Here is a 15,455-nt window from a genome sequence, read left to right as displayed (position 1 = left end):
TCGATACTTCATTGAAAAAGGCCTGATTTTATCAGGTCTTTTTTATGTTTATCGATTAAGGAACCTGCGAATAAGTCACCTCTTCTCAGTCTTTAAAGAAAAAGTGTCAAACAAGGCGTCACTTTGCGTTTATTAATAGAAAGTCATTGTAGGTACCTTTCAAGAAGGGGCAACGTAGAGTGATATTTTTTCTGAAATGCCGAGTAGGTATTATTTAAAGACCCGAAGGGCGTGGTCTAAAAGCCCTATCTTTAGGTTGAGGACCTTATCAATAGAATAACTATTAAGTTGCGCCCCTCGCCATAAATCTAGTTGCTTTTATCCACACGCTGAGGCGGGAGGACTTATTCGCCGGCTCTTTAAATTACCCCTCTTGTTTAAATACAAATATGTTTTTAAATCTATTTCCTTGTTAATCCTATTTATTAAATCTTATTTATTTAGCTAGCGTTTTTTTTCTCTTTAAATAAAATAATCATATATTCTCATCGAGAGTCAGGCTGACTTGAGTTATTAGTTTTTTTATAAGGTGTTGATTTACAAGATGATTGTGCAAATTTCAAAAGTCGTCGTAATTACAGGGTCTGGTCGTGGTATAGGGGCAACCACAGCGCAATTATTTGCGGATCATGGTTATGCCATCTGTTTAAATTATAAATCCCAAGCCGCTCCTGCAAATGAATTAGCCCAAAGGCTTCGCTCGCAAGGTGCGAAATGCATCGTGGTTCAAGCGGATGTCTCTCTAGAGGAGGACGTAGTGCGTCTGTTTGAGTTAGTTGATCAAGAGCTAGGTCCAGTCTCTGTCTTAGTGAACAATGCGGGCATTTTAAAGCAGCAAATGCGTCTTGAAGATATGACAGCGGAGCGTATTAATAGCATCTTAATTAATAATGTGACCAGCGCTTTTTTATGTGCCAGAGAAGCAGTGAAACGCATGGCATATAAATATGATGGCAAAGGTGGCTGTATCATTAATGTATCCTCAGGTGCGGCAAAAACCGGCTCGCCTAACGAATATGTCGACTATGCTGCCTCAAAAGCTGCTATGGATGCCATGACAAAAGGTTTGTCTCTTGAAGTTGCAACTCAAGGTATTAGGGTGAATGGGGTGCGGCCCGGTCTTATTTATACGGATATGCATGCCGATGGTGGCGAGCCTGGAAGAGTAGATCGTCTAAAAGACAAGATTCCCATGCAAAGGGGAGGCGAGCCTATTGAAATTGCCGAAGCAATCTATTGGCTAGCATCTGATAAAGCCTCCTTCGCAACAGGCACTAACATCGATCTAATGGGTGGTCTATAGCACCAAGCTGTTGCTAATCTAGGCTCAACTTTAATGTCGCAGCGATATTAGCAGCAAGATTAACCAGGTTTTTCTCTGCCTCAACTAATACTTGCTCCAATGGCATAGATGCTCGGGTTGAGTCAAAAATAGCATCGAAATACTCTTCTAAACCGCTTGTATCTGCACCCAAAGAGCCAGATATCCCGATGACTTTGATGCCTTTTTCTTTGGCCGCTTTAGCGACACCATAGGGCGCTTTTCCGTGAAGGGTTTGATAATCCATCTGGCCTTCACCTGTGATGACAAGATCAGTGCCTTTAAGGTGTTGTTTAAAGTTAGCCGTTTTCAAAACGATATCTATGCCAGCTTCAAGTTTTGGGGCTGTAAACAATGAGAGCCCCAGTGCTGCACCGCCAGCAGCACCATAACCTTTTGTCGTGGAGTGATCTTTTTGTGTCTGGCCTGCCACTTGTTTAGCAAAATGACCCAGAGCCATATCCAATATTTTTACGTCTTCTGAAGAGGCGCCTTTTTGAGGTCCAAAAACGGCGCTAGCACCCCTAGGGCCACATAATGGATTGTCCACATCACAAGCAAGAAGCCATTCAACCTGGTTCGCTCTTGGGTGTAAGTTATCCGTATTTATCTTGGCGAGTCGAGAGAGTGCCGTGCCGCCTTTTGCTAGCTCGATGTTATTTTTATCTAGTAATTGAATGCCCAGCGCTTGTGCAATGCCTGCCCCAGCGTCATTGGTTGCGCTACCGCCAAGGCAGAGGATGATTTGTTTTACCCCAAAATCTAACGCTTGTTTGATGATTTGTCCTGTCCCATAGCTAGATGCGGCTAAAACTTGTCGCTTTTCTGGTGAAATGAGCGCTAAGCCAGAAGCCTCTGCAATCTCAACGATTGCCACCTGGCCTTGATTAATTACCCCCCAGTTCGCCTTTGTTAATTCTCCTAAAGGGCCTTCTACTAGGCTAGTTTTCATTTCGCCCTGATTGCTGCTTATGAGTGCATCGAGTGTGCCTTCTCCGCCATCAGCAATAGGGATTTGTTGGTACTCTGCATCAACAAAGTGCATTCTAAAGCCTTGCTCAATTGCATTAGCAACTTGTTTAGCACTTAGGGATTCTTTAAATGAGTCTGGGGCAATTAGTATTTTCATCTGTTTTCATCCATTTAAATTGAAGTTGCTTTAAGCTGTGAGCAAGGTAAAGGTTAGGGCTAGGCAATAACAAGTCATTAGAAAAAACGGCCTGCCGGCATCTGTTTTAGCCTCTTAACAAACCAAGCGAGTGCTTTACCTTGATTATCTTTACGCCAAGCTATGCAAAGTTCGTGCTGACGTGTGTCGGCTTTTGCTAATTTTGGACTAATGAGTTCGCCATTCTGTAAATAATCTTGAATCCGATGCAAAGGCAAGTAGCCAACACCTAAACCATAGCGTTGAGCGTCAATTTTCTTTTGCAAATCAGGTACTGTGATACGTGCTTGACCGTCTAATAAGCCTGCTGATCTTGGAGGTAAGTATCTTGAGCTATCCATGGCAACAATGGAAGGATATTGCTTGATCTTGTCAGGGCTAATGGGTTCAGGCTCTCGGCTTAATGGGTGATCCTTCGCGATAGCAAAAATAAACTCGGCTAAGCCTAATGGGTGAGTATCAAAATCATTGGAGTAAGGCTCGTCTGAAGCGCCAATGATAAGGTCTGTTTCACCTGCGCTTAAAGCGTCCCATGTACCGCCAAAGTTTTCTTGGGTGAGGCGAATATCTATCCAAGGATAGCTTTGTTGAAATAGGTTAATCAGGTCATAGATAGCTTGATAATGCAGAATGCTGTCCATGCATATTCTAAGTTCCAGCTCCCAGCCACTCGCTGCTTGTTTTGCCATATGAGTTAACTCATCACTGGCTTTTAAAATCGCACGGCCTTGTTGCAAGATGAGCTGACCTACTTGGGTAAACTCAGCCTTGCGTTTTGAACGATCAAATAAGGCGACGCCTAAGTCTTCCTCTAGTTTATTAATGGTATAGGAAATCGCAGAGGGAACCCGGTAGAGCTCATCGGCAGCTGCGGCAAAACTTTGCTTTCTATCTATTGCATCAAGTACACGTAACGCATCTAACGTCAGCAAATTTTGCATTACTTCAATCCTTTTGAACTAAAGGTTCAATATATATCGTTATTTTTTAATTAGTGTAGGAAATATAATCTCTCCATCGATCAAAAACAATGAAGTTTGGAGAATGTTATGTCTTATTTAGAAATGATTACCCGCTCAAATAATAGCTTTGCCGCTTTCGCTTTACGTCTACCTATTGGTTTAACCTTCATGGCTCATGGTGCCCAAAAACTGTTTGCTTGGTTTGGTGGTTACGGCCTAGAAGGGACAGGTCAGTGGATGGCATCAATTGGATTAGAGCCTGGTTACTTGATGGCCTTAATGGCAGGTAGCACAGAGTTTTTCGGTGGCTTGGCATTGGTGTTTGGGCTTTTGGTAAGACCCGCTGCCGCTATGTTAGCGGTGACCATGCTAGTAGCTATTTTTAGCGTTCATTTCGTTAATGGCCTCTTTATGAGTAACAACGGCTATGAGTTTGCTCTTGCCTTATTAGCGGTCACTGTGTCTTTAGTGGTAAGTGGTGCAGGTAACTTGTCCTTGGATAACATCATTGCAAAAAAGCAAAGCAACTAGGTAAACCTAAGCCTGGTAAGGAGAGCAAGATGAACAGAATAGAAAAGCGCGAAGCCTCAAAGCTACATTATCTGCCAAGTAGTCCTATGCATCCGGCAAATACGTATTTTCATTTCTCTTTTGCCAATTATTACGACCCAAATCGCATGGGTTATGGGGTATTAAGAGTCTTTAATGATGATGATATTCAACCAAATAATGGTTTTGGCCGTCATCCCCATAAAGATATGCAAATTATTAGTTATGTTGTACGTGGTCAATTAACCCATTGGGACAGTGTTACAAATCAGCAAGAAACCATTGGTCGAGGCCATGTACAAGCCATTTCAGCGGGCACAGGGCTTTGGCATTCAGAAATGAATATTCATGATGAGTGGTGCCGCTTTTTACAGATATGGATTTTACCAGATCAAGTGGGAGGGCCTGTGCGTTATGAGCACCAAGACTTCACTCCTGAAGAAAGAGCAAACAAGATTGTTCACTTAGTTGGTAATCCTAACAATCGATCCAAGATGCCTCTTCATGTAAATGCTGATGTCAATTTATATGCTTCAGAAGTTGTCGATAGTGAGGCTCAGCTTAACTTTGATATTGCCAAGGGCCGGCAAGTTTATATTAATTGCATTGAAGGCAATCTGACCTTAACGGCGCAAAACGGTGAACGTATTGAACTGGCTGAAAAAGATACCTTGACGCTTAACAATGAGCACAGTTTGGTATTTTCATCTGATCAAGGTTATGGGCATTTCATCATTATTGAGATGAAAGCGGAATAGCATCAATGTCGGATTTGATCTGCGAGGTTTAATCCGACAACTACTAAGATTAAAGAGAAGGTTAATGAAAGCATTATCACAAGCAGCATTAGAGCAAGTATTTTTATCAGCCAGAAGCGTAAATACCTTTCAAGATAAAGAGGTGAGTGACACTGTTATTAAACAGCTTTATGAGCTGTTTAAATGGGGGCCAACTTCAATGAACTGTCAATCGAGCCATCTTCTTTTTATTAAAGGTGATGCAGCAAAGCAAAGGCTGCAGCCAGCCTTACTGGATGGTAACAAGGCGAAAAGTTTGGCTGCGCCGGTAACGGTTGTTGTGGCGAGTGATCTTGAGTTTTATCAGCATATGCCAATTCAGTTTCCTGCTGTGCCAGGGGCTAAGCAAATGTTTGAAAACAATACAGCGCTACGTGATAGCACAGCGTTTCGTAATAGTTCATTACAAGGCGCCTACCTCATCATGGCAGCCCGTATGTTGGGGCTAGACTGTGGTCCAATGAGTGGGTTTGATCATGCTGCATTAGATGCAGAGTTCTTTCCAGAAGGGCGTTATCAATCTAACTTTCTGATTAACCTAGGTTATGCCGATGAAGAGAGTGCCTATCCAAGAGGGCCAAGATTAGACTTTGAGGCAATCGCCAACATTATTTAATTATATTGATTAGAGAAGAAGGGCAATCCGACTTCTCTAATGAGCAGGAGACGAAGATGAAAGAGTTAACATCGAACTGGAAAAGTAGCATTAAGTCTGGGGAATATAAGCGTAAAGATTCGCAATTTAGGCACTGGGTTACAGCAGATGGCAGTACTGGACCAAGTGGTGATGCAGGCTTTAAAGCCGAAGCAGATAGATATCATCTTTTTGTTTCTTTAGCTTGTCCTTGGGCCCATAGAACCTTGATATTTCGTCAATTAAAGGGCTTGGCGTCTTTAATTAGTGTCAGTGTTGTTCATCCAGATATGCATGCTAAAGGATGGAGTTTTGACCATGATGAAACAACGCAGGCCCTTTATGGCACCACGGGGGACACCTTAGGTCAGAGTGAATTTTTGGCTGAGAAGTACTTCGCCAATGACACTGGGTATCAGGGTAATATCACAGTACCGGTTTTATGGGATAAAAAAACGGGCAGCATAGTTAATAATGAATCTTCCGAAATTATTCGCATGTTAAATCAAGCCTTTAATTCGCTAACGGGCAATACCCTAGATTATTACCCACAAGCGTTAAGAAACGAGATAGATGAGATTAACGAATTGGTTTATCACAAGATTAATAATGGCGTTTATAAATCAGGCTTTGCAACTAGCCAAGGAGCTTATGAGCGAAATGTCAGCGCCCTGTTTGATGCGCTAGACATCGTGGAACAGCGATTGTCGCAACAGCGTTACCTTGTGGGAGAGACGATTACCGAAGCGGATTGGCGCTTATGGACCACCTTGATTCGTTTTGATGCGGTTTATCACACTCACTTTAAATGCAATCTAAAGCAGTTGAATGAATTTCCAAATATTTACCAATATATGCTCGAACTCTATCAAATGCAGGGAATTGCCGAGACAGTTAATATGGCGCATATCAAACGTCATTATTACGCGAGTCATTTAGCGATTAACCCTTATGGCATAGTGCCTGTTGGGCATGAGCAAGATTGGAGCATCCCTCACTCTCGTGATGCTCAATTTAACTAGTACGTTTCTTTCAAGGCAAATTGACGACGATATTGGCTAGGAGAAATAGTCAGATATTGACGAAAACAATGACGTAATGTCATAGGATTATTAAAGCCAGATTGGATGGCGACTTGCTCCATATTAAGTTTGTTTTCCTCTAGCAGACGTTTAGCAAGGTCTAAACGCTGTTGAGTAAGCCAAGTTTTAGCACTCACCCCCATACTTGCTCTAAAATGTCGATCAAAGCTACGCCGTGACATTGCCGCTTGTTGAGCCAAAGAGTCCACATTAATCTGTGTATCGAGATGAGCTTTCGCCCAGTCTAGTGTTTTCGCGAATAATACCTGATGAGAAAGTATAGGGGTTTCCACAAACTGAGCCTGTCCACCATCCCTATGGGGAGAGACGACCAAGCGTCTCGCGACTTGGTTAGCGATAGTATGACCAAAATCATCTCGTATAACGGCAAGGCTAAAGTCTATGGCCGCAGCACTACCCGCTGAACAACCAATATTGTCTTTATAAACATACAAAACATCCTCAACAAAATTGACATCAGGATAGCGTGTTTTAAAGGTATGAGCGTAGGCCCAATGGGTTGTTGCTTCACGGCCCGTTAAAAGCCCACATTCAGCCACAAAAAAAGCGCCCGTACAAAAAGATAAGATGCGGCCACCCTTGTGATAAAAAGACTGCACCCTGTCTATCACATCCTTATCGAGAGTTTGTTCTGGATACCAACTTGGGATAACGAGCGTATCAAACTCATCTAAAGATCGAATCAGCCTGATATCCATACTGACTCCCGCCACAGTGTTCACTTTTTGATGCTCAAAGCTGATCACTTCACCCTGATACCAGTTTGGAATCTCAGGCCTTGCTAACGCAAAGAACTCAGTGGCACAACCAAGCTCAAATAAAGACGCGTTTTGTTTACAGAGAATAGCAACCTTGTTCATGGGTTTCCTTCTATGAGTAGTAGGCCAAAGGCTTATAAAAATATTTGGCTTATTTTTAACGATAAATGACTTATAAGCCAATTTTTAATTTGGCTTTCATTACTTAAGATGGCTTTTAAATAAACAAACTAAGGAGAAATATCATGGTGACATGTGTCATACATTATCGGGTCGATGCGGATAAATTGGCTGAATTTGAGCAGTATGCAAAATTATGGATCAGCCTAGTAAACAAGTTTGGCGGCCAACACCAAGGTTACTTTTTACCCTCAGAAGGGGATAACAATCTTGCGATTGCTATGTTTACCTTTGCGAGTTTGGCTAAATACGAAGAGTATAGAAACGCTTCTTTTGCAGATGAAGACTGCCAAGCGGCATTTGAGTACGCTAAACAAACCAAATGCATTCAGTCTTACCGGCGATCTTTTATGCGGCCTGTCTTTGGCGAGTAACTTGTTTTGGTTATGGTGTTTAGCTAGGAGTTTGTATCTTTCAGGAAAAATAGAATTTTTATATTAGAGTTAGGTTAAGTTCACATGCTCCCTTTTAAGGCAAATGCTTAATATCACAGCAAAGAGAAGGGGAAGCGGGTCATATCTAATAGCCTAAGGAGATAGCCATGACTCAATACCTAATAACCTATCTTGGCAATCCAAGAGAGATGGGAAAAGAAGAAGGTCGAAAGCACATGCAAAAATATCGGAACTGGTTAGATGGATTAGGCGATACGCTTGTGTCTGCTGCTAATCCTGTGCGAAATGCAAAAGGGATTGATAGTGATGGTAGTGTGACCGATGGTGGTTATACCAAGATGTCTGGTTACAGTATTATTCAAGCCGAAACCGAAGAAGAGGCCATCGCCATTGTCAAAGCATGTCCCTATTTAGACGTGGGTGGTCAGTTAGAAATGGCAGAGCTGGTTCAAATGTCGAGTTAGCTTTTTAATAAAGACAGCTCCTTCAATAAAAGCCCTTAATAAGGGGCTTTTACACAGGATTCTTATCTAAAACTTTAGTTTTTGCTATTTGGCTCACTATATTTTCTATTCTTATCATATATTCTGCTAGGGAACCTGCGATTAAGTCACCTCTTCTCAGTCTTTACAGAAAAAGTGTCACACAAGGCGTTACTTTGAAGTAATGTAGGTACCTTTCGAGAAGTAACAACACAGGGTGTTACTTTTTCTGAAAGACCCGAAGGGCGTGGTCTAAAAGCCCTATCTTTACGTTGAGGACCTTATCAATAGAATAACTATTAAGTTGCGCTCCTCGCCATAAATCTAGCGGCTTTTATCCACACGCTGAGGCGGGAGGACTTATTCGCAGGTTCCCTAGCTACCTCATTCCAATTTTATACTTTAGGCTTCTAAACTAGTGAGTAAATGCTCTCACATTAGCGGGATTTTTATGGAAATAAAGGAATACCAAGCCCACCAAGAAGTTGAGCTAGCCAAGCTTTATGTTAGTGCCAGGGTCGATGCTTTTTTCTGGGTGGATGCTCAAAACTTTAAAGCATCCGATTTTAGCAAGGACACCCAAGGGGAGAGACTTTGGGTAGCACAAGATCAAGGTGAAATACTGGGCTTTATTGGGGTTTGGCAAGCAGATCATTTTATCCATCATCTATATGTAGACCAAAAACATTATCGAAAAGGCGTCGGCAAGGCTCTCATTAATAAAGTAAAAAGCCATTATCAAGCCCCTTTGCGGCTCAAATGCTTGGTCAAGAATGATAGGGCCATTCGTTTCTATCTGGATCATGGTTTTCAAGTATTAAGTGAAGGTCTGGATGGGTTCGGTGCTTATTTTTTAATGCAGTCAAATTGTGATTAGTGGCTGATTTTAAGTCCTAAATATGGAGGTTTCGTGAAGTTAACTTTTCAGCCTATCAATAAAAATCTGTAACAGATAGATTAGTAACAGGCTAAAGAATAATTTTAATTTCAGGGGCTGATTTATCCTTATTTGTTAAGCTCTTTGATAGACAAATTACAGTTAAGTTAATGAATTATACAAGGATGTGTTATGTTTTTAGACGATCTACCCTTTGGACTTTTTATGGAAATTGAGCCCAATATTATGGAAGTTATTATCAATGAAGGGGTGCAAATAAGTCGACAGCAAATAGAGCAAATGGAGCAGGGGTTGCTTCAGAAGTATCAAGACCATCCTTACTCTCTTCTTATCAATCGTAAAAATGCCTATTCCCATGAACACGACGCCCTCAGTCGAGTCGCCGAACTTAAAAATGTTGAAGCTATGGCAATTATTGCCTATACAGATGCCACAGCCATTGCCGCTAAAATGCACTTACTTTATTCGAATAACATTCAAATTTTTACGGATAAAGCATCTGCTTTAAATTGGCTAAAACAAAATCAATAAGCTTGATAATAAGGCTGGCGATACCGTGTTACAAAAACTTGCCATGATACTTACCAAAAATACCCGATTCAATTATTTGATGAACACTTTAGTTAGGATAACGGTTCAGATGAAGCCTTGCATATCAGTGCCAGTTTTGGTGTGGCGACAAGAGAAAGTGAAGTAGAAAACGGGGAGAATGTGTACAAAAAGAGAAAAAAGCTATTGTCTCTTTAATTAAAAGACGATCGGTCATATACTCTCTTTTATGGCAAGACCAAGACGCAGTGAATCAACCAGAGAAGCATTAATCGTTGCGGGGATTAATCATCTATCCGCCAATGGCTATCATGGTACCGGAATTAAGCAGATCCTTGATGAGGTGAAAGTACCTAAGGGGTCTTTTTATAATTTTTTTGCTAGTAAAGAAGCCTTTGTCGCAGAATTAATTAAGGCTTATAGCCAAGATCTGATTAGACAGTTCAATCAATTTGTTGAGCAAGACGGGGCTCATATGGATGCCCTGACTAAGCTCAAAACCATCGTTAATTTAAGCCTAGTCAGGTATGAAAGTGTTGAATTTAAGCATAGTTGTTTAATCGCAACCTTATCGGCAGACCTAGATGAGGACAATATACTGTGTAAACAAGCATTAAATTTTTCAGTAGAGGAATGTTTAAGCATTTTTACCAAGTTGTTGGAGACTGCTCAAGCAGAGGGCTGTGTGCGTAAAGACATTTGTGCAGCAAAAATGGCCAATCTTTATTGGTCAACTTGGCAAGGGGTGTTACTCAGAATGCGAGTGTCTAGAGATAAGCAAAACGCCCAAGACAATATGTTTCTATTATTAGAGACATTACTCATCAAATAAATATCAAGCCTGCGGGGCTTTTTATTTACTTAGTTAAAAGACGACCGGTCTAATTTTATTGGAGTAATACATGCAAAACATACAAACAAAAGAGCAAGGGCTAAACGGACTTGGCGACAGCTTTATCTTGGCGGGTGGTCAGACAATCAAAAATCGTTTTTTTAAGTCAGCAATGAGCGAACAATTAGGCGATAAAGCCCATAACCCAACTGAGGGGTTAGCTAGGCTATATCGTCGTTGGGCAAAAGGTGGCATAGGTCTTTCTATGACAGGAAATGTGATGGTAGATCGAAGTGCCTTAGGTGAACCAAAGAATGTTGTTTTAGATGAAAAGTCTGATCTGGTTCAGTTTAAAGCTTGGGCTAAAGCGGGCCGAGAAAACAGCTCACATCTTTGGATGCAGCTTAATCATCCTGGCAAACAAATCCCAAAATTTATTTGTGAAGAGCCTGTCGCACCTTCTGCCATTGCTTTAGAAGGCGGTTTAGAAAAAGGGTTTAATAAGCCCCGCGAACTGAGTGAAATCGAAATTGAGGGCATTATTAAAAAGTTTGCCACCAGTGCGGAATTAGCCAAACAAGCAGGCTTTAGCGGTGTACAGATTCACGGCGCCCATGGTTATCTAGTCAGTCAGTTTTTATCTCCTAGGCATAACCAAAGACAAGACCAATGGGGTGGCAGTATTGAAAATCGCATGCGTTTCGTATTAGGCATTTACCATGCCATGAGGCGCAAGGTAGGTAATAACTTCCCCATCGGTATCAAGCTAAACTCTGCCGACTTTATGAAGGGAGGATTTACCGAAGAAGATTCAATGCAGGTTGTGAAAACCTTGTCGGAAGCCGGCGTGGACCTAATTGAAGTATCAGGTGGCACCTATGAGAGCCCCTCCATGATGGGACACAAAGCCAAAGAATCGACGCTAAAGCGTGAAGCTTACTTCTTAGACTATATTGAAAAAGTACGTGAATTGGTAGCGACTCCGTTAGTACTAACAGGTGGCTTTCGATCTGCACAAGGCATGCAAGAGGCGCTGAATACAGGTGCTACAGACTTTATTGGTATTGCTCGAACCACAGCGGTTGATCCTGATTTTCCCAATAAGTTAATAGCAGATGTTAATCATAAACAACCTCTTAAGCGACTTACAACGGGCATGAGATCGCTGGATAAAATGGCTATGTTAGATATTACTTGGTATGAGCAGCAGTTAGCTCGAATGGCAAAAGGTAAAGCACCCAATCCAAATTTGAGTGAAATTAATACCTTCTTCAAAGTATTTATGGGGGCAGGGATTTACGCTTTTAAGAAGCGAAGAGCTTAATTTGTATCGCAGAGCACAAGAGTTTCAAGCCTTTTGAACATAGTAGGCTTAGGGCGTCTTTTGATAAAGGCGCTTTTTTTTGCCTAGGGAATCGGTGAATACATCCTCCCGCCTCAGCGTGTGGATAAAAGTAACTAGATTTATGGCGAGGGGTGCAACTTAATCGTTATTATATAAAGTATGCATTTTCAGGCTAAAAAGGCTGACTTTTATGCCGTGCTTTTGTTCCAATTCAATGATGAGCCCTGACCTGTGCCAATCTATCACCATTTCCTTTAATACTTCTTTAAACGCCTCTTCATCATGGTGTATCGCTATGCTCCAAGGCGTATTTTTGATCGAGTTGAGAGGCATTTCAAAATGTTTTTGCCAGCGTTGGTCAAATAAGGTGTGGCTAATGAATGAATCATCATAAACGAAGGCTAAGCACTGGCCTTGACGCAGGGCGAGTAGGGCTTGGTCAGTGGTTTCAAAGCTGATGAGTTTTGCGCCAAAATCCATTTTGATAGCGTGATTATAAAAAGCCCCTTTAAGACCACATACCTTTTTTTTATGCAGCTGTTCCCAGTAGTTTAATTTCGCTGACTTCCAAGCTAGTAGGTTAGTGCCTGAGGCATAATAGGCAGGCTCAACCATATTAACGACCTTACGTCTTTCTTTTCGGTCACTTAATGTGGCGATTAAAATATCCACTTCTTTGGCCACAATAAACTGCATGCGATTGCTGCTTTTTACGCTAACTAAACGCAGTTTTACACCTAGTCTATCGGCAATATTTTGGGCTAGATCTATTTCTAGCCCTACGTGAGTTTGCGCTTGAGTAGCACGCCCCTTGTCTGTTTTTAAGTTATCAATAGTGAGTAGATGCGCATAGGGAGGGTAGTCCGTTTTAACACCAATAATGATTTCCCCTCTTTGCTTGATATTATCGAGGGCTTGCGCCTCTAGCTGTGAGCATAAAACGAATATAGCGCAAATGAAGACGAGGGAGATCAGCCTGATATTAACGCCTGATGAGAGAGTCTTAATACTCAGATTGGGGTTATGAGAAGAGGTTAGTTTTGAAATTTCCATCTGCTTGTCACCTTTATATAGGATAAAGCTATTTGAACCTTGACATTAATAAGTCATTTGCAGGTGATTGCTATTTTACTGACACCTTACTGACACAAAAAGAAAAGCACTATTAAAATCAATCACTTTAATTAAATCTAGTAAGCTCAGGCTGTTTGTCAAATTTGGTCAAAATGTATACGCAAGTTGACTTGAGGTTTAAATGCGTCTGAAGCACAAAAATAATGTATCTCAAGCTGAAAATTGAATATTTATGTTTCTATTTTTACGTATCGTGAACTTTGTGTGGAGATGCTCCTGATTTGCCCTCTAAAATTGGCTTTATATTTGTTCGCTGCTTTATCATTAGATATCACTTATGTGGCAAGTTAAGCCATTTTCATTTTGAATCGATAGGTAAGATTAATGGGTCATGAGCATAATCACGAACAGGACACAAATACACAGTTGATATTTGCTGTGGGAGTGAATGTGCTCTTAACGATTGCTCAAATTGTCGGTGGTATATTATCGGGTAGCCTGTCTTTGATTGCTGATGCATTACACAACCTAAGTGATGCCGGGGCGATTCTAGTTGCACTCATCGCGAGGAACATAGGTAATCGTTCAGCCACATCAAGCATGACTTATGGCTTTAAGCGAGCCGAAATTGTGGGTGTCTTGATAAATAGCACCATGCTGATTTTGGTTGGCATTTATTTGATTTTTGAAGCCATTGATAAGTACTTTAATCCGACTCCCATAGATGGTTGGATCGTTTTTTGGGTAGCAGGTATCGCTTTATTCATTGATATCGTCACCGCACTGCTTACCTATAGTGCAGGGGCAAAAGACAATATGAATATTAAAGCCGCTTTTATTCATAATGTTTCAGATGCGCTCGCATCAGTGGCGGTTATTATTGCAGCCATACTGATTATCAATTATGAGTTATATATCTTTGATGTGCTGGCCACAGTGGGCATTTCGGCTTATGTGATTTTCCACGGTATTCAGTTATTGAAAAAAAGTACCCTTATTATTATGCAAGCGGTACCAGATAACGTGGACCTTTCTGAACTCAAACTCACCGTGAACACTATAGAGGGTGTTGCTGATATCGAGCATGTACATGTATGGCAACTCGATGATAAAAAGATTTTCCTAGAAGGTCACCTTGTACTCGATGAAGGCAATGCTGAGCAGATTAAACAGCGAGTGCGTAATGTGCTAGAAAACCAGTTTTCTATTAATCACACAACGTTAGAAACCAGTTATGACATCAAGCGTGTCATGTTGGATGACCCTATTTAGCCTTTTTATACTGATGCTTACTTCTCTCATCTACGTATAGCGCTTTCATTTACTTTTACTGACCTCATTTAATCAAGCAAAGCGGCTGTTAACTGGTCGCTATTGGCTAGTTTGCGCTTTCATCTCATCACACTTCTTTCACGCTAATCTATAACGTCTGTCTTTTCATTGTTTGTGCTTTTCTTTATTTTGATTATCAAAAAAATATGAATTATGTTTCTTTAATATGCCTAATTATCATCAAATTATAAATAATTATAATGCTTGTTATTGAAGTAACAGATTTCTACAGCCTATGTCTAACAGAAACGCTCTAGCGGACAAGGTCTAGGAGGATAAGATGCAAGCAAGAGCCATGGTTAACTACCATGTAACCCGTGATGAACAACAGGCTTTTCACATAGATGCCAATGGGGAAAAAGGCAAAATAGTGTCTCCAGAGCTCGCACCAACTCAAGTTACAGTGAGTGATATTCGAGACGCAAACATTCAGCTTAATTTCTGGGAAGACAGCCTGCTTTATGTACAAGGTCCTTCAAAGGTAAAAGAATTCAATCAATCTAATGACTGGTGTGACCTTTATAACCATGAGCTTAGCACCCTATTGGCCGAGCAAATTGGGGCTAAAGAGGTCATTATTTTCGATCACACAGTGCGTATCGATGATCCAAACTCAGATCGAAAACCGGCTCGTAATGTTCACAGTGATTATAGTGCATCGGGTGCACAGCAAAGGTTAAACGATATTCTTGGCCCTGAAAAAGCGAAACACTGGCAAGGGCAACATTTTGCTTTTGTGAATCTATGGCGTCCTATTAAAGCGGTAATCGAAAGTGCGCCACTGGGGTTTATTCTGCCAAAAAGTGTCAGTGAAAAAGATTGGTTAATGTTAAATCTAATCTATCCAGATCGTATCGGGCAGATTATGGGGTTAACGGCCAATTCCGCCCATGAATGGATTTATTTATCGAATATGACACCCGATGACATAGCGATATTTAACATTTATGACAGTCATGCATTGGCGTCTATTGGTCATAGTGCCTTGGATGTCATTGGACAAAATAGTCAGGCTTTTCGACAAAGTATCGAAAGCCGGGCCTTGGTACTTTATTAAAGCGAGTTGGATAAAATCC

The 15,455-nt window shown here is 41.2% G+C and carries 17 protein-coding genes; 13 read left to right on the top strand and 4 right to left on the bottom strand.

Features of this window, described 5'->3' with window-relative positions:
• Positions 1-556: 556 nt before the first annotated feature.
• Entirely contained in the window at positions 557-1,303 is a 747-nt protein-coding gene (locus MED121_RS01275; RefSeq protein ID WP_207382781.1) for an SDR family oxidoreductase, read from the top strand.
• A gap of 13 nt (positions 1,304-1,316) precedes the next feature.
• Here the strand turns inward: MED121_RS01275 and MED121_RS01270 are convergent, their stop codons facing one another.
• Positions 1,317-2,450 carry a glycerate kinase gene (locus MED121_RS01270; protein ID WP_009831766.1) on the bottom strand — a complete coding sequence of 378 codons (1,134 nt, stop codon included), beginning with the start codon at positions 2,448-2,450 and terminating at the stop codon, positions 1,317-1,319.
• Between the two features lie 77 nt (positions 2,451-2,527).
• Positions 2,528-3,430, bottom strand: a complete 903-nt coding sequence (locus MED121_RS01265) for a LysR substrate-binding domain-containing protein (protein ID WP_009831765.1) — start codon at positions 3,428-3,430, stop codon at positions 2,528-2,530.
• 108 nt (positions 3,431-3,538) lie between these two features.
• Here MED121_RS01265 and MED121_RS01260 point away from each other — a divergent pair, with 108 nt between their 5' ends.
• The 4 genes from MED121_RS01260 to MED121_RS01245 all read left to right on the top strand — a co-directional run bounded on the left by MED121_RS01260 (position 3,539) and on the right by MED121_RS01245 (position 6,453).
• Complete coding sequence (locus tag MED121_RS01260) at positions 3,539-3,982, top strand: DoxX family protein (RefSeq protein WP_009831764.1); 444 nt, start codon at positions 3,539-3,541, stop codon at positions 3,980-3,982.
• Positions 3,983-4,011: 29 nt separating this feature from the next.
• Entirely contained in the window at positions 4,012-4,758 is a 747-nt protein-coding gene (locus MED121_RS01255) for a pirin-like bicupin family protein (RefSeq protein ID WP_009831763.1), read from the top strand.
• A 64-nt stretch (positions 4,759-4,822) separates the two neighbouring features.
• Entirely contained in the window at positions 4,823-5,413 is a 591-nt protein-coding gene (locus tag MED121_RS01250) for a malonic semialdehyde reductase (protein WP_009831762.1), read from the top strand.
• 56 nt (positions 5,414-5,469) lie between these two features.
• Positions 5,470-6,453, top strand: coding sequence for a glutathione S-transferase family protein (locus MED121_RS01245; protein WP_009831761.1), 984 nt, complete (start codon positions 5,470-5,472; stop codon positions 6,451-6,453).
• Here the strand turns inward: MED121_RS01245 and MED121_RS01240 are convergent.
• Complete coding sequence (locus tag MED121_RS01240) at positions 6,450-7,394, bottom strand: helix-turn-helix domain-containing protein (protein ID WP_009831760.1); 945 nt, start codon at positions 7,392-7,394, stop codon at positions 6,450-6,452. The genes MED121_RS01245 and MED121_RS01240 overlap by 4 nt on opposite strands.
• Positions 7,395-7,537: 143 nt before the next feature.
• On the opposite strand from MED121_RS01240, the gene MED121_RS01235 reads away from it, so the two are divergent.
• The 6 genes from MED121_RS01235 (at position 7,538) to MED121_RS01210 (ending at position 11,952) form a co-directional block, all read left to right on the top strand.
• Entirely contained in the window at positions 7,538-7,846 is a 309-nt protein-coding gene (locus MED121_RS01235) for an NIPSNAP family protein (RefSeq protein WP_009831759.1), read from the top strand.
• A gap of 167 nt (positions 7,847-8,013) precedes the next feature.
• Positions 8,014-8,331: a YciI family protein gene (locus MED121_RS01230; protein ID WP_009831758.1), complete on the top strand. Its 318-nt coding sequence runs from the start codon at positions 8,014-8,016 to the stop codon at positions 8,329-8,331.
• 469 nt (positions 8,332-8,800) lie between these two features.
• The gene (locus MED121_RS01225; RefSeq protein ID WP_009831757.1) at positions 8,801-9,226 is read left to right on the top strand and encodes a GNAT family N-acetyltransferase; all 426 of its coding nucleotides are present in this window, start codon (positions 8,801-8,803) and stop codon (positions 9,224-9,226) included.
• A gap of 192 nt (positions 9,227-9,418) precedes the next feature.
• The gene (locus MED121_RS01220; RefSeq protein ID WP_009831756.1) at positions 9,419-9,778 is read left to right on the top strand and encodes an STAS/SEC14 domain-containing protein; all 360 of its coding nucleotides are present in this window, start codon (positions 9,419-9,421) and stop codon (positions 9,776-9,778) included.
• Between the two features lie 247 nt (positions 9,779-10,025).
• Entirely contained in the window at positions 10,026-10,628 is a 603-nt protein-coding gene (locus tag MED121_RS01215) for a TetR/AcrR family transcriptional regulator (protein ID WP_009831755.1), read from the top strand.
• Between the two features lie 70 nt (positions 10,629-10,698).
• A complete protein-coding gene (locus tag MED121_RS01210; RefSeq protein ID WP_009831754.1) occupies positions 10,699-11,952 on the top strand; it encodes an NADH:flavin oxidoreductase/NADH oxidase family protein in 1,254 nt (417 codons plus the stop codon).
• Between the two features lie 159 nt (positions 11,953-12,111).
• On the opposite strand, the gene MED121_RS01205 is transcribed toward MED121_RS01210, so the two are convergent.
• The gene (locus MED121_RS01205) at positions 12,112-13,026 is read right to left on the bottom strand and encodes a transporter substrate-binding domain-containing protein (protein WP_009831753.1); all 915 of its coding nucleotides are present in this window, start codon (positions 13,024-13,026) and stop codon (positions 12,112-12,114) included.
• Positions 13,027-13,431: 405 nt separating this feature from the next.
• Here MED121_RS01205 and MED121_RS01200 point away from each other — a divergent pair, with 405 nt between their 5' ends.
• Both MED121_RS01200 and MED121_RS01195 read left to right on the top strand, forming a co-directional pair.
• Complete coding sequence (locus tag MED121_RS01200) at positions 13,432-14,319, top strand: cation diffusion facilitator family transporter (protein WP_009831752.1); 888 nt, start codon at positions 13,432-13,434, stop codon at positions 14,317-14,319.
• A gap of 340 nt (positions 14,320-14,659) precedes the next feature.
• Positions 14,660-15,436: a CmcJ/NvfI family oxidoreductase gene (locus MED121_RS01195; protein ID WP_009831751.1), complete on the top strand. Its 777-nt coding sequence runs from the start codon at positions 14,660-14,662 to the stop codon at positions 15,434-15,436.
• Positions 15,437-15,455: the final 19 nt, after the last annotated feature.

It is taken from the genome of Marinomonas sp. MED121, assembly GCF_000153025.1.
In the GTDB taxonomy this organism is placed as follows: domain Bacteria; phylum Pseudomonadota; class Gammaproteobacteria; order Pseudomonadales; family Marinomonadaceae; genus Marinomonas.
Note: the sequence above shows the minus strand (reverse complement) of the source record. Positions and strands in the feature narration are given on the sequence as shown.